Origin of the sequence: Solibaculum intestinale (assembly GCF_040096205.1) — a bacterium.
Taxonomy (GTDB): domain Bacteria; phylum Bacillota; class Clostridia; order Oscillospirales; family Acutalibacteraceae; genus Solibaculum_A; species Solibaculum_A intestinale.
In genome coordinates this window covers 58,941-71,988 of the sequence record NZ_JBBMFD010000013.1, presented here as the reverse complement: position 1 = coordinate 71,988, position 13,048 = coordinate 58,941, and the positions used below count along the sequence as shown (strand labels likewise).

Below are 13,048 nucleotides of genomic sequence, written 5' to 3'. Positions count from 1 at the left end.
GCGGCTAACCCGGCCGGTCTCTCTCCCCGTATCGCTGGAAACCGCTTTTCTATTCGGCCCGGCGCTTTGCAGAAACGTGTCAGGCGGCTTTCACCGCTTTGAGAATGCGCACCACAATGGGACTTAATACAATGTTGACGCCCAGCTCCACCAGGAAATTGATCCCCAAGAGACTGAAAATGATATAATAAAGCACGTCGGTTCCGCCAGCCCAGCTGATCAAAACCGGACGGAAAAACAGGATCAAGCCCAGGCAGAAAATCCCGGTGTTCACAATGGGGCTTAAAACGGCGGCCACTGCCGTTCCTCCAATGACGCTCTTGGGCGCGATCAGGCGATAGACAAGGCCCGCCACAAAGCCTGCGGCCACACCCTTAACCATACAGACCAAAATGCAAAGGAAGGGGTTGGCATTCCAGATCATCGCGCCACCTGCGTCCGCACCGGTGATGCAGCAGATGAGCACGACTACACTGAATACGCCGCCCAGGTACGCGCCCGCGCCTTTTCCGTAAACGGCGGCGCCGACCACAATCGGAACCAGTGTCAGGGTGATGGAAATGGGGCCTACTTTTACAAAGGTGGCGACCAGCTGCAATACGATGATTACAGCGGTGAAAATGGCAAGGCCTACCATTCTCTGGGTTTTCGTCAGGGATGAGGTTGCGGTTGACATAGAAATTCCTCCTAGCTGCTGCTCCGCTAAGCGGATGCAGCGCCGAATTTATCCAAAACGCCGATTTCCGGCGCTGTTGGCGAGGTTACCGGTTGCGCTCGTAAAGCAGGCGCAGGCCTTCTAAGATCAAATTGTCACTGTGGATGATTTCCCGCTTGCAATGGGGGATCACCACACCGGCGATGCCGCCGGTGGCCACCACGGTAGCCTTCTCCCCGATCTCCTCCTCGATGCGTTCACAGATGCCGTCGATCATGGCGGCGGTACCGTAGACGGAGCCGGACTTCATGGAGTCAATGGAGTTTTTCCCGATCACATGGGACGGCGCCTCCAAACTTACCTGCGGCAGCTGGGCGGTGCGGGAGGTCAGGGCGTTATAGGAAATGTAAACGCCGGGGATGATGATGCCGCCTAAAAAGGAGGTGTCTCTCGCTACCACTGAAATAGTGGTGGCGGTGCCAAGGTCAAAAAGGATGCAGGGGCAGGGGAACTTGGCAATGGCCCCCACCGCGCCCGCCACCAGGTCCGCGCCCAGCTGAGCGGGATTGTCAATGCGAATGTTGAGCCCCGTTTTCAAACCCGGGCCCACAAGGAGCGGCTCTTTGCCCACCAGCTTTTCTACCGCCCTGGCGATGACCGAGGTCAGCGCCGGGACCACCGAACAGATAATGGCCCCTTGAAACTGCGTGGGCGAAAAGCCGTACAAGTCAATAATATCCCGCAGCTCGATGGCGTACTGGTCCTCCATACGGAAGCGGTTGGTCTCCATGCGGGATTCAAACTGCAGAGTTTCACCCCGGTAGGCACCCAGTGTGATGTTGGTATTGCCGATGTCAATGGTTAGCAGCATGGACGTTCCTCCGCTTCCTTTGGTTCTCATTTTATGGATATAGTATACCCGTTTCCTCTTCTTTTGACAAGGGCGGCAAACGCAAAAACTTTCACAAGGTTGGCGACTTTTGAAAGCGATTTTTCGATATCTTGCGTTTTGACGAAACTGCGCAAAAAAATACTACGCCTGCGGTATTGCATTGCGCGACCAAGGGAATTATAATACGGGTAACAAGAAGGCCGCTTCCTCTTTTGAGGAGGCAAATCACCATTCTATCAAAAATTGGAGGAACTGCAATGACACAGATTACCAAAGACACCGTTATCGGCGATATCCTGGATATGGACGAGAGCACGGCCCCTTTCTTCCTGGAAATGGGTATGCATTGCCTAGGCTGCCCGGCTTCCAGAGGGGAATCGGTGGAGGAAGCCTGCCAGGTCCACGGGGTGGATGCGGACGAGCTGGTCAGAAAGATCAACGCCCATCTTGCGGGCAAATAACCGCGCGTCTTTCCTAAAATATGTTTTTCCGCCCGGCCGTTTTGCCGGGCGGTGTTTCTATCCGGTACTGTTCAACCATTTTACATATGCATGGAGGATTTTTGCTCATGGACCTTCGTCCGCTTTTTCGCCGGCTTTCCGGCTTTTCCCTGTTCGGAGACCTGAAAGGCTCCAGGGACTTTAAGCGCTTTGCCGCCGTTCACATCAGCTTTCTGTTCTTCACCACCCTTTCCTCCGTTTTCATCAACACCTTCTTTATGAAGAACACCGGCGACATGCGCGCGAGTATTCTCTTTAACCTGTTCAACATCCTTACCGCCATGGTTTTTATGAACATCGCCGCCCCCATCTGCAGCAAAACCTCTCCGCGCACCGTGGTCATTTTGGGCGTCATCGCCTACAACCTGGAGTACGCGTTCGTGCTGTTCATGGGAGACGCCAGCAGCAACTATGTCATTCTGGTGGGCCTCTTAAACGGCCTGGGCGGCGTGTTCTACTGGCTGGGGTATTATAACCTGCTCACCGACACCACCAAGGACGCCAACCGGGACCAGGCTCTGTCGGTGTTCGGCATCGTGCTGGCCGTCATCAACCTGGTGGTGCCCATGACCTCAGGCTTTCTTATTTCCTCCCTGCCCGGAAACGTGGGCTACTTCGTCATCTTCGGCATTTCCTTCGGCGTCTCCATTCTGACGATGGTCTGCACTTTCTTTGTAAAAGCGCCCCCGTCGCGCAACAAATCGTTTCACTACCTGACGGCCATTAAGCTGGTAGCCAGGGAAAAGCGGCTTTCCCTGCCCATCGCGGTCAAGTTCTGCCGAGGGCTGCGGGAGGGGATTTTCACCTATATCATCCCGGTGTTCCTCTTTTACATGCAGCCCAGCGAAGCGCTGGTGGGGTTTTCCACCTTCCTGACCGGCGTAGGATCGGTGGTTGCCTTTGTGGTCATCGGCCGCTTTATGCACCCGCAAAACCGCATTCGGCTGCTGGTGCTGGCCACCACGATTATGGTGGGCTTCTCGGTGATCCTGCTGCTGGCCACCAACCTGTACGTGGTCCTCGCCTATAACCTGATCAATGCGTTTTTGGTTCAGTTCATGATTACCCCCACCACCAGCATCTTCATCGCGTCGGTGGAGCAAGTGCCACAAGCGTATGACAAACGCCAGGAAATCTTCGCCATTAAGGACATTATCCTAAACGGCGGACGGGCCATCGGCATTCTGATTTCCCTGATGCTGCCGGTGGACCTGACCTTGTACGCAGCGGCGGTTTTGGTTATGACGGCGGCCCAGTACGGCACTGCGTTTTTGGGCCATGTGGCCGTCAAGATGCTGCGCAAGCCAAAGGAGGAAACGGCATGAGAGAGCATCCCTTTTCCCTGGGCCCCAGGCTGCGTCAGTGCGCCGCGTTCGTCCGCCCGGGCAGCCGGGTGGCCGACATCGGCACCGACCATGGGTATCTGCCGGTGTGGCTGACGCGCCGCCAAATTTGTCCCCACGCCATCGCGGCGGACATAAACGCCGGCCCCCTGGCCCGGGCCCGGGAAACGGCGGACACCTACCGGGCGGCAGACCTGGTGGAGCTGCGCCTGTCCGACGGTCTCGCCGCTCTGAAGCGGGACGAGGTGGACGACATTGTGATCGCCGGGATGGGCGGGGAACTGATTGCCTCCATTCTTGGGCGTGCACCCTGGGTGCAGGATGAGGCGTTACAGCTCGTATTGCAGCCCATGAGCCATCCGGAAAAGCTGCGCGCTTTTCTGTACAAGAACGGGTTCGACCTCATACGGGAAGAAACGGTGTTAGACGGCGGACGGCTTTATACAGTGATGCTGGCGGCCTTTGCCGGGCGCGCCCTCTCCCCTTCCCTGGAAGAATGCTATCTGGGGCGGCTGGGGGAAAGCGTCTCTCCCTACACCCCTGCTTATCTCACCCGCCAGGCAGCGCTGCTCGCCAAACGCAAGGCCGGCTTTTCCCCTGAGGAGAGCGAGCGCATCGACCAGGTCATCCATGCGCTGGCGGAGAAGGCCGCCGCCCTGGACCTAAAGCAAAAGGAGGCATCCCTATGACCACCATCCGCAACATTTTTGCCGCCATCGACGAATTCGCGCCCTTTTCCCACCAGGAAAGCTGGGACAACAGCGGCCTTTTGGTGGGAGACCCGGACGCCCCGGTCACCAAGGCGGTGGTGACGCTGGACGTTACTAAGGCTGTGGTAAAAGAAGCGAAAGACGAAGGCGCCCAGCTCATCGTCAGCCATCATCCGGTCCTGTTCCATCCGGCCAAAACCTTTTTGGCGGACAGCATTTCCTATCAGCTGGCCGCGGCGGGAATCGGCGCCATCTGCGCCCATACCAGTTTGGACTTAGCGGCCGAAGGCGTTAACCACTGCCTAGCCGACCGGCTGGGACTAACCGACCAAAGGCCCTTTGTGCGGGAAAATACCCGGTTTTATAGGAAACTAGTCGTATTTTGTCCCCATGAATATACCAACCGTATCCATTCTGCCATGAAAGAGGCAGGGGCGGGCACTTTGGGCAACTACGCCGGGTGCGCCTTCGTGTCTCCCGGAGAGGGCCGTTTTTTGCCGCTGGACGAAGCAAAGCCCTTTTTGGGCAAGCCGGGCGAATGGGAGTATGCAAAAGAGGACCGGCTGGAAATGATCTGCCCGCCCTCCAAGGTGGAGGCGGTTCTTGGCGCCATGCGAAAGGCGCACCCTTATGAGGAGCCGGCTTTCGACGTTTTCGAAACGACCGCTTTGGCGGATTCGGATTCGTTGGGTCTCATCGGGTTTCTGGACTCGGAACAGCAGCCGGAGGAATTCGCGGGCTACGTGGGCGAATGCCTGCGCTGCGGCGGTCTGCGGTATGTGCCGGGACGGCGGCCGGTCAGGCGGGTGGCGGTGTTGGGCGGCGCTGGCGGAGACGCCGTTGCGAAAGCCGCCGCCGTGGGCGCGGACGCGCTGGTAACGGGGGACGTAAAGCACCATCAGCTTCTGGAGGCGATGGAGGCGGGTATGACCCTGGTGGACGCAGGGCACTTTTCCACGGAAGACGTGGTGGTGGAGCCGCTGTGTAGTCGGCTGGCCGCCCGGTTCCCCCAGGTGGCCTTCCACAAGTCGGCGGTTTTTGGGGACCCAGCCCGGTACTGGACATCCTCACGGTAAGGCGGAAAAAGACGGGATTCGCAAAACAAAAGGCCCCTGCGCGAAAGCAAATGGCTTTCGCGCAGGGGCCTTCTTCGATTCCAATGGGAAACAGGACGTCAGCAGCCGCGTAACATACCGCATCTCTGCGTTGCGGCGTCTTCGCCTAAATAAGCAGGCGGCACGGCAATGAACTGGCTGTTCCTTTGCGGGATACAAAACGATACAGCGGGCAGCCGAGGTTACACCGGGATTCCTGTGACCCTGGAATAGACGCCCAGCATGTAGTTCGCCAGGTCTTTAGCACCCTTGTCCTTGACGCTTTCGCGCACCTGCGCGCGCATCTCCCGCTTTTCCTCTAAGGACATGCCCGCCAGCTTACGGACAATTTCGGCCATCTGCTCCGGGTTTCGATAGGTAAAACCGTTGACCCCTTCCTGGACCTGGCCGGCGTTGAGCGGGTCGAACCGCAGCACCGCAGGCAGGCCGGAGGCCATCCCTTCGAGCATGGAAATGGACATCATCTCGGTGATGGACGCGGTGATAAAAAAGTCACACGCCATAAAATAGGGCGGGACCTGCTCATGAGGGATGCTTCCGGTAAAGGTCACCCGGTCCCCGATGCCCAGCTCGTTTGCCTGCTTTTTAAGAGGCTCCTGCTCCGGCCCGTCACCGATGATGACCAGACGAAGCGCATCGTCTTTTTTGAAATACTCCGCCCAATAGTCGAGAAGCAGGTGCACGCTCTTCTCCCGTCCCAAACGGCCCACGAAAACGCCTGCCGTGGCCTCTTCGGGGATTGCGAGCTTCTCGCGGATACCTGCAATCTGCTCAGGCGAAAACCGGTCCGGGTCAAACTCCTCGTAATCAATGCTGTTGGGGATGATCTCCACCGGCTTCTTCACATGACATTTTTCCAAAAACTCCTTGGCCTTGGCGGAAGGGCTGGTAATGGCGTCCGCCTGCCTGGCCAAGATGTGGGCGTACCCGTGGGATACGCTGCGCATGGCCGGCACAAACAGGTCGGGCGCAATGTAGAAGATATACTCGTCATACATGGTGTGCAGCGTGTATACCAACGGCTTTTTCAGGCGCTTGGCGGCGTAGGCCGCGAAAATTCCCATGCTGAATTCCTGGTGCATATGCAGCACATCCGGACGAAACGCCTTCAAATATTTCATACGTACTCGGCTGTATAGGCTTGAAACACTGTATCCGTACAGTTCCTTCTTCTTAAAGCTGTGAGCCGGGCAGTGGAGAACCCCGTCCTTGAGATAATGCTTCTTGGCCTTGGGATCGGTGGTCACGATCATTACCTGATGCCCCAATGCCGTCAGCCCGTCTTTGAGCACTTTTACGTGGGTGACCACGCCGTTGATATACGGCAGATAGGTCTCGGCAAACAATGCAATTCTCATAGTTCCTCCCTATTCCGCGTTTTTAGGCGCCGGCAAAACGAAAACACAAGCGTTCCCCGGCCTTTCCTTTTGACGCCCGATCTGATCCAGTCCCTGCGAACCGGTTGCAGCGTTTGTTTCACTCTGTATGTTTTATTGTACCATAGTTTGCCGCGCATTCAAAGAAAAACTTGTCTTTTCCCTCCGCTTCGCCGAATTTTCACGTACTATTGGCAGAACCGAAAGAATGCGGTATAATAGGCTTGTCCCTATAAACCAAATGGAAAAGAGGATGATGCATTTGGCTGGCACCTTTTCGGTCAATCTGAATAAGATCATCAAGGAATTCTCCTTGGAGACGCTGTTTCTGCCGGGGGATCCGCAGGAGCTGCTTGTCACTTCCAGCGACATCAACCGTCCCGGTTTGCAGCTTACCGGCTTCTACGAATATTTTGACAACACCCGCATCCAGGTCATCGGAAAAAGCGAATTCGCGTTTCTCGACCAGCTGGAGGAGAAAAAACGGGTATCCCTCATCGAAACGCTTCTCTCCCGCAAGCCGCCCATTGTGATTCTGACCCGGGGGCTGGAGCCGTTCCCGGAAATTCTGTCCTTGGCGCCCCGGTACGGCGTGCCGGTCTGCCGCACGGCGGACGGAACCTCCGCTTTCATCGCCAGCCTGATTTCTTATTTAAACGTCCAGCTCGCGCCCCGCATCACCCGCCACGGGGTACTGGTAGAGGTGTACGGCGAAGGCATCCTTCTCTTAGGGGAAAGCGGCGTGGGCAAGAGCGAAACGGCCATTGAGCTGGTCAAGCGGGGCCACCGGCTGATTGCGGACGACGCGGTGGAAATCCGCCGGGTATCCAGCCGGTCGCTGGTGGGCTCCTCTCCGGAAAATATCCGCCATTTTATTGAACTGCGGGGTGTAGGCATCATCAACGCCCGCCGCATCTTCGGTATGGGTGCGGTTAAGGTAACCGAGAAAATCGACATGGTTATTCAGATGGAGCAGTGGGACAGCTCGAAGGTCTACGACCGGATGGGAATGGACAGCGAGCAGACCGAGATCCTCGGCATTCGGGTGCCTATGCTCACCATTCCGGTAAAACCCGGACGGAATCTGGCCATTATCATCGAGGTGGCCGCCATGAACAACCGCCAGAAAAAAATGGGCTACAACGCCGCCCACGAGCTGCTTTCCAAGCTCGGGATGGCGGCGGATTTCGGGGCGCCCACCGAGGCAAACCCCGAATGGAACGAATTTTAACCGGTACTCTGAAAAACGCAATCCCCGGCCGCTGATTTGTCCTGCGGCCGGGGATTGCGCGCCGTTTAGGGGATTTGTGATTGTATCCAAAAGAAGAACCGCCTCCTTGAAAATTTCGGAGGAATCGAAAGAACCGTATGACCATGCAGAAAGGAAGATCTATTTTATGAAGCTTGCCGCAGATTTACATGTTCACACCATCGCCTCCACCCACGCCTACTCTACCATAACCGAAATCGCCCGGCATGCGGCCGACATCGGGCTTTCCGCCGTGGCCATTACCGACCACGGGATCGCGCTGGAGGATTCCCCCCACATCTGGCACTTTGAGATCATGAAGTCGCTCCCCCGGGAACTCTTCGGCGTGCGCCTGCTGATGGGGGTAGAAGCGAACGTGCAAAAGGGCGGCACTCTGGATATGCCGGAGCGGATTCTAAAGCAGCTCGACTGGGTGGTGGCGTCCATGCACAAATCCACCGCCGTCATGGATTCCCCCGCGGACGTAACCGAGGCGTGGCTGAAGGTCATCGACAACCCGCTGGTGGACCTGCTTGGGCACATCGGCACGCCGCGGTACGTCTGCGATTACGAGGCGGTCGTGAAGGCCTGCGCTGAAAAGCACAAGCTCATCGAAATCAATGCCAACACCTTCCGGGTCCGCCCCGAGTCGGCGGGCAACTGCCGCAAGGTGGCCGAGCTGTGCCGGCGGTACGAGGTGCCGGTGTGCGTGGATTCGGACGCCCATTTTCACCTGCACGTAGGCCAGCCCGGCGGCGCTGGAGAAATGCTCGAGGAAATCGGGTTTCCAGAAGAACTGATTCTCAATGCCTCCTACGACCGGCTGCTCGCTTACCTCCAGAACCGTCCTTCTCGTTAAAATCACAGGTTTTTCACATCCTCAAATGAGAAATTCGAAAGAAATGCCAATAGATTTCTTTTTTTTCTGAAAAAAGTGTGGAAAACCTGCACGAACTTTGCTATAATAGCTTGGATACTTTTAGAAGTGTTGACTCCCAGATTGTTTCGTCGGAAAGAATCCGGGATCACGTTACAAATTCAGGAGGTAGATTTTGATGAGCCACAAGTATGTGTTCCTTTTCTCCGAGGGAAAAAGCTCCCTGCGCGAGCTGCTCGGAGGCAAAGGCGCCAACCTTGCCGAAATGACCAATCTCGGCATGCCCGTTCCCCAGGGTTTCACCGTTTCCACGGAGGCCTGCACCCGCTATTACGAAGACGGCCGCACCATCGCGCCGGAAATTCAGGAGCAGATTACCGAGAGCCTTGCGAAGATGGAAGCGCTCGCCGGCAAGAAGTTCGGCGACCCGGAAAATCCGTTGCTCGTCTCCGTACGTTCGGGCGCCCGCGCTTCCATGCCCGGCATGATGGACACCATCCTCAACCTGGGCCTCAACGACGTGGTGGTGGAGGGTCTCGCCAAAATCACCAACAACCCCCGTTTTGCTTACGACTCCTACCGCCGCTTCATCCAGATGTTCTCCGACGTGGTCATGGAGCTGCCCAAGTCCTCCTTCGAGCGCATCATCGACGAGATGAAGGAAGAAAAGGGCATTCAGCTGGATACCGAGTTCGACGCGGACGACATGAAGAAAATGGTCGTGCGCTTCAAGGAATTTTATAAAGAAAACAAGGGCGTGGATTTCCCGTGCGAACCCCGCGAGCAGCTTATGGAAGCGGTGCGCGCGGTGTTCCGCAGCTGGGATAACCCCCGTGCTAACGTTTACCGCCGCATGAACGACATCCCCTACAGCTGGGGCACCGCCGTCAACGTGCAGATGATGGTCTTCGGCAACTCCGGCGACCGTTCCGGCACCGGCGTGGCCTTTACCCGTGACCCCGCCACCGGTGAAGCGAAGCTGTTCGGCGAATTCCTCATCAACGCCCAGGGCGAAGACGTGGTGGCCGGCATCCGCACTCCCCAGAAGATTGAAAAGCTCAAGGAAATCATGCCGGAAGTTTACGATCAGTTTGCTGAAATCGCCAACCGTCTGGAAACCCATTACCGCGACATGCAGGACATGGAGTTTACCATTGAAAACGGCAAGCTCTACATGCTGCAGACCAGAAACGGCAAGCGCACCGCCGCCGCGGCCCTGAAGATCGCCGTGGACCTGGTGGACGAAGGAATGATCACCAAGGAAGAAGCGGTCATGCGCGTGGAGCCCAAGCAGCTCGATTCTCTGCTGCACCCGCAGTTTGACGCTGCGGCCATCAAGGCCGCAAAGCCCATCGCCAGCGGTCTGGCGGCTTCTCCCGGCGCCGCCACCGGCAAGGTGGTGTTTACCGCCGAGGACGCCAAGGAATGGGCGGACAAGGGCGAGAAGGTTGTTCTCGTGCGCCTGGAGACCTCTCCGGAGGACATCGAAGGCATGGCGGCGGCCCAGGGCATCCTGACCGTACGCGGCGGCATGACCTCCCACGCGGCGGTCGTGGCCCGCGGCATGGGCACCTGCTGCGTCTCCGGCTGCGGCGACATCAAGATGCATGAAGAAGAGAAATACTTCGAGGTGGCCGGCAAGACCATCAAGGAAGGCGACTATATTTCCATCGACGGCTCCACCGGCAACATCTACGCCGAAGCCATTCCCACGGTGGAAGCCACCATTTCCGGTGATTTCGGCCGGTTCATGGCGTGGGCGGACGCGGTGCGCGTGCTCAAGGTCCGCACCAATGCGGACACCCCCCGCGACGCGGCCCAGGCGGTCAAGTTCGGCGCAGAGGGCATCGGCCTTTGCCGCACCGAGCACATGTTCTTCGAGGGCGACCGAATCAAGGCTATCCGCGAAATGATCGTCGCGAAGACCGTCGAGGCCCGCAAGGCGGCTCTCGCTAAACTTCTCCCCTATCAGCAGGGCGACTTTGAGGCCCTCTACGAGGTCATGGAAAGCCGTCCGGTTACCATCCGGTACCTGGATCCCCCGCTGCATGAGTTCCTCCCCACCAAGGAAGAAGACATCGAGGAGCTGGCGGGTGAACTGAAAATCACGGTGGACGAGCTCAAGCAAGTCATCGCTTCGCTGCATGAGTTCAATCCCATGATGGGTCACCGCGGCTGCCGTCTGGCGGTCTCTTATCCGGAAATCGCCGAAATGCAGACCGAGGCGGTCATTTCCGCCGCCATCAACGTGACCAAAAAGCATCCGGAATACCACATTGTGCCTGAGATCATGATCCCGCTGGTGGGTGAGGTCAAGGAGCTCAAGTACGTCAAGGACATCGTCACCGGCGTAGCGGACAAGCTGATCGCCGACTCCGGCCTGGAGATGGAGTACCATGTGGGTACCATGATCGAGATTCCGCGCGCTGCGGTTACGGCCGATGAAATCGCCAAGGAAGCCGAGTTCTTCTCCTTCGGCACCAACGATCTGACCCAGATGACTTTCGGCTTCAGCCGTGACGATGCGGGCAAGTTCCTGGACGCCTACTATGACGCGAAGATCTACGAGTCGGATCCCTTTGCGAGACTCGATCAGAAGGGCGTGGGCCAGCTGATTAAGCTGGCGGCTAAGTTGGGCCGCGAAACCCGTCCGAACATCAAGCTTGGCATCTGTGGCGAGCACGGCGGTGATCCGAGCTCGGTGGAGTTCTGCCATAACATCGGTCTTAATTACGTGTCCTGCTCTCCCTTCCGTGTGCCGATCGCGCGTCTGGCTGCCGCGCAGGCCGCTCTGAAGGAAAAGAACGCGAAATAAGAACATTTAATAACAACCAAAGGCGCTCCGGAGTATTCCGGAGCGCCTTTTTTATCGGATTGCTCTATGGCAACAAAACCGCACCCGCTAAAAAAGTGGGTGCGGTTTTGTTGTATGTTATGCCAGCGGCTCCTCTTCGAGCCCGGCTGTCTCTTCTTCGTCCAGGTCATCGTCGTCAAAGGGTACCTGCATCTGATCGCCAAGGACCTTGACGTAGTATTCCCGGGTGCGCGGCCCGTCGAACTCACAGAAATAGATCGCTTGCCAAACGCCCAGGAGAGGCCAGCCCTCGTCCACAATGATCGTGACCGAACATCCCATCGCACTGGAACGGAGATGGGCAAAGGAATTCCCCTGCGTGTGCTTAAAATCCGGCGTGTCCGGGAACGCCCGGTCAAATCCCAGCAACACATCTTCGCAGACATCGGGATCGTGGTTCTCGGTTATGGTGATCCCGGCGGTCGTGTGAGGACAGAAAACCACCGCAATTCCGCTTTCCACACCGCTTTCCTTAATGGCGTCCTTCACGCTCTGGGTGATGTTGTAACAGCCTTGTTCTCCCGTACGCAATGTAAATTCCCATAAATTCGCCATTCGACTCACGCTCCTTCCCATTCGGATGGTGCATTCCAACGAAAAGCAGGTACTCCCAGGAAGAGAAACCGCCCCTTCCCTATCTTCATGGTACTACCGGGAGGGGTACAAGTCAACAAACTCCAAGAAAAATTCACATTTCTTTTGTTTCCTGCTCCACCGGCCGCACTGGGATGCCCCGCTTTGCAAGATACTCCTTTAAGTCGGCAATTTCCATTTCCTTATAGTGAAACAGGGAAGCCGCCAGCACCGCGTCCGCCTTACCCTCGGTAAGCACGTCGTAAAAATGCTCGTAGGCGCCGGCACCACCGGAGGCGATTACTGGAATGTCCACCTGGGAGGACACTGCCTTGGTCATGGGAATGTCGTACCCAGCCTTGGTGCCGTCGGTGTCCATGCCGGTTAGGAGAATCTCTCCCGCCCCTAGCTCGTTGGCGCGCACCGCCCATTCCACCACATCAATGCCGGTGGGCGTGCGGCCTCCGTTGATGTAGACCTCGAATCCGGAACCGTCCGCTCTGCGCTTGCCGTCAATGGCCACCACCACGCACTGGCTGCCGAACTTGTCCGCCGCCTCCCGGATAAGCGCGGGACGCTGAACGGCGGAGGAATTGATGGAAATTTTGTCCGCGCCTTCCCGCAGTATCTCCTTGAAATCGTCCACCGTACGGATGCCGCCTCCAACAGTAAAGGGAATAAACACCGTATCCGCCACCCTCGCTACCATATCCAGCACAATGCTGCGCGCATCGGAAGAAGCGGTAATGTCCAGAAACACCAGCTCATCTGCGCCCGCCTTGTCGTAGGCGGCGCCGATCTCCACCGGATCGCCGGCGTCCCTGAGGTTTACAAAGTTGACCCCCTTGACTACCCGGCCGTTGTGCACGTCGAGACAGGGAATGATCCGTTTTGCATGCATCGC

General features: G+C 57.3%; 12 protein-coding genes. 7 read left to right on the top strand and 5 right to left on the bottom strand.

The genetic code is table 11. The features are described 5' to 3' along the window. Nucleotides 1–79 precede the first annotated feature (79 nt). Both WMO26_RS08625 and WMO26_RS08620 read right to left on the bottom strand, forming a co-directional pair. Nucleotides 80–676: an ECF transporter S component gene (locus tag WMO26_RS08625; RefSeq protein WP_349219645.1), complete on the bottom strand. Its 597-nt coding sequence runs from the start codon at nucleotides 674–676 to the stop codon at nucleotides 80–82. 85 nt (nucleotides 677–761) lie between these two features. After that, on the bottom strand, nucleotides 762–1,526 hold the full coding sequence (locus WMO26_RS08620; protein ID WP_349219643.1) for a type III pantothenate kinase: 765 nt from the start codon (nucleotides 1,524–1,526) through the stop codon (nucleotides 762–764). Nucleotides 1,527–1,804: 278 nt separating this feature from the next. On the opposite strand from WMO26_RS08620, the gene WMO26_RS08615 reads away from it, so the two are divergent. The 4 genes from WMO26_RS08615 (at nucleotide 1,805) to WMO26_RS08600 (ending at nucleotide 5,176) form a co-directional block, all read left to right on the top strand. Then, nucleotides 1,805–2,008, top strand: a complete 204-nt coding sequence (locus WMO26_RS08615) for a DUF1858 domain-containing protein (RefSeq protein WP_349219642.1) — start codon at nucleotides 1,805–1,807, stop codon at nucleotides 2,006–2,008. A 107-nt stretch (nucleotides 2,009–2,115) separates the two neighbouring features. Further along, nucleotides 2,116–3,372 carry an MFS transporter gene (locus WMO26_RS08610; protein WP_349219640.1) on the top strand — a complete coding sequence of 419 codons (1,257 nt, stop codon included), beginning with the start codon at nucleotides 2,116–2,118 and terminating at the stop codon, nucleotides 3,370–3,372. Further along, nucleotides 3,369–4,079: a class I SAM-dependent methyltransferase gene (locus tag WMO26_RS08605; RefSeq protein ID WP_349219639.1), complete on the top strand. Its 711-nt coding sequence runs from the start codon at nucleotides 3,369–3,371 to the stop codon at nucleotides 4,077–4,079. The genes WMO26_RS08610 and WMO26_RS08605 overlap by 4 nt, the downstream gene beginning before the upstream one ends. Beyond that, nucleotides 4,076–5,176 (top strand): Nif3-like dinuclear metal center hexameric protein, encoded by a 1,101-nt coding sequence (locus tag WMO26_RS08600; protein ID WP_349219638.1) that lies wholly within the window; start codon nucleotides 4,076–4,078, stop codon nucleotides 5,174–5,176. Before WMO26_RS08605 ends, WMO26_RS08600 begins: the two co-directional genes overlap by 4 nt. Before the next feature lie 221 nt (nucleotides 5,177–5,397). Here WMO26_RS08600 and WMO26_RS08595 read toward each other — a convergent pair whose 3' ends face one another. Further along, nucleotides 5,398–6,573 carry a glycosyltransferase gene (locus WMO26_RS08595; RefSeq protein WP_349219637.1) on the bottom strand — a complete coding sequence of 392 codons (1,176 nt, stop codon included), beginning with the start codon at nucleotides 6,571–6,573 and terminating at the stop codon, nucleotides 5,398–5,400. 280 nt (nucleotides 6,574–6,853) lie between these two features. Between WMO26_RS08595 and hprK the strand changes: the two genes are divergently transcribed. The 3 genes from hprK (at nucleotide 6,854) to ppdK (ending at nucleotide 11,532) form a co-directional block, all read left to right on the top strand. After that, nucleotides 6,854–7,822 carry an HPr(Ser) kinase/phosphatase gene (gene hprK, locus WMO26_RS08590; protein WP_349219635.1) on the top strand — a complete coding sequence of 323 codons (969 nt, stop codon included), beginning with the start codon at nucleotides 6,854–6,856 and terminating at the stop codon, nucleotides 7,820–7,822. 166 nt (nucleotides 7,823–7,988) lie between these two features. Next, entirely contained in the window at nucleotides 7,989–8,699 is a 711-nt protein-coding gene (locus WMO26_RS08585; RefSeq protein ID WP_349219634.1) for a phosphatase, read from the top strand. 196 nt (nucleotides 8,700–8,895) lie between these two features. Continuing rightward, a complete protein-coding gene (gene ppdK / locus WMO26_RS08580) occupies nucleotides 8,896–11,532 on the top strand; it encodes a pyruvate, phosphate dikinase (RefSeq protein ID WP_349219632.1) in 2,637 nt (878 codons plus the stop codon). A gap of 117 nt (nucleotides 11,533–11,649) precedes the next feature. Here ppdK and WMO26_RS08575 read toward each other — a convergent pair whose 3' ends face one another. Together WMO26_RS08575 and hisF are read right to left on the bottom strand one after the other, a co-directional pair. After that, the gene (locus tag WMO26_RS08575; RefSeq protein ID WP_349219630.1) at nucleotides 11,650–12,126 is read right to left on the bottom strand and encodes a secondary thiamine-phosphate synthase enzyme YjbQ; all 477 of its coding nucleotides are present in this window, start codon (nucleotides 12,124–12,126) and stop codon (nucleotides 11,650–11,652) included. A 133-nt stretch (nucleotides 12,127–12,259) separates the two neighbouring features. Next, the gene (hisF, locus tag WMO26_RS08570) at nucleotides 12,260–13,045 is read right to left on the bottom strand and encodes an imidazole glycerol phosphate synthase subunit HisF (RefSeq protein ID WP_349219628.1); all 786 of its coding nucleotides are present in this window, start codon (nucleotides 13,043–13,045) and stop codon (nucleotides 12,260–12,262) included. Nucleotides 13,046–13,048: the final 3 nt, after the last annotated feature.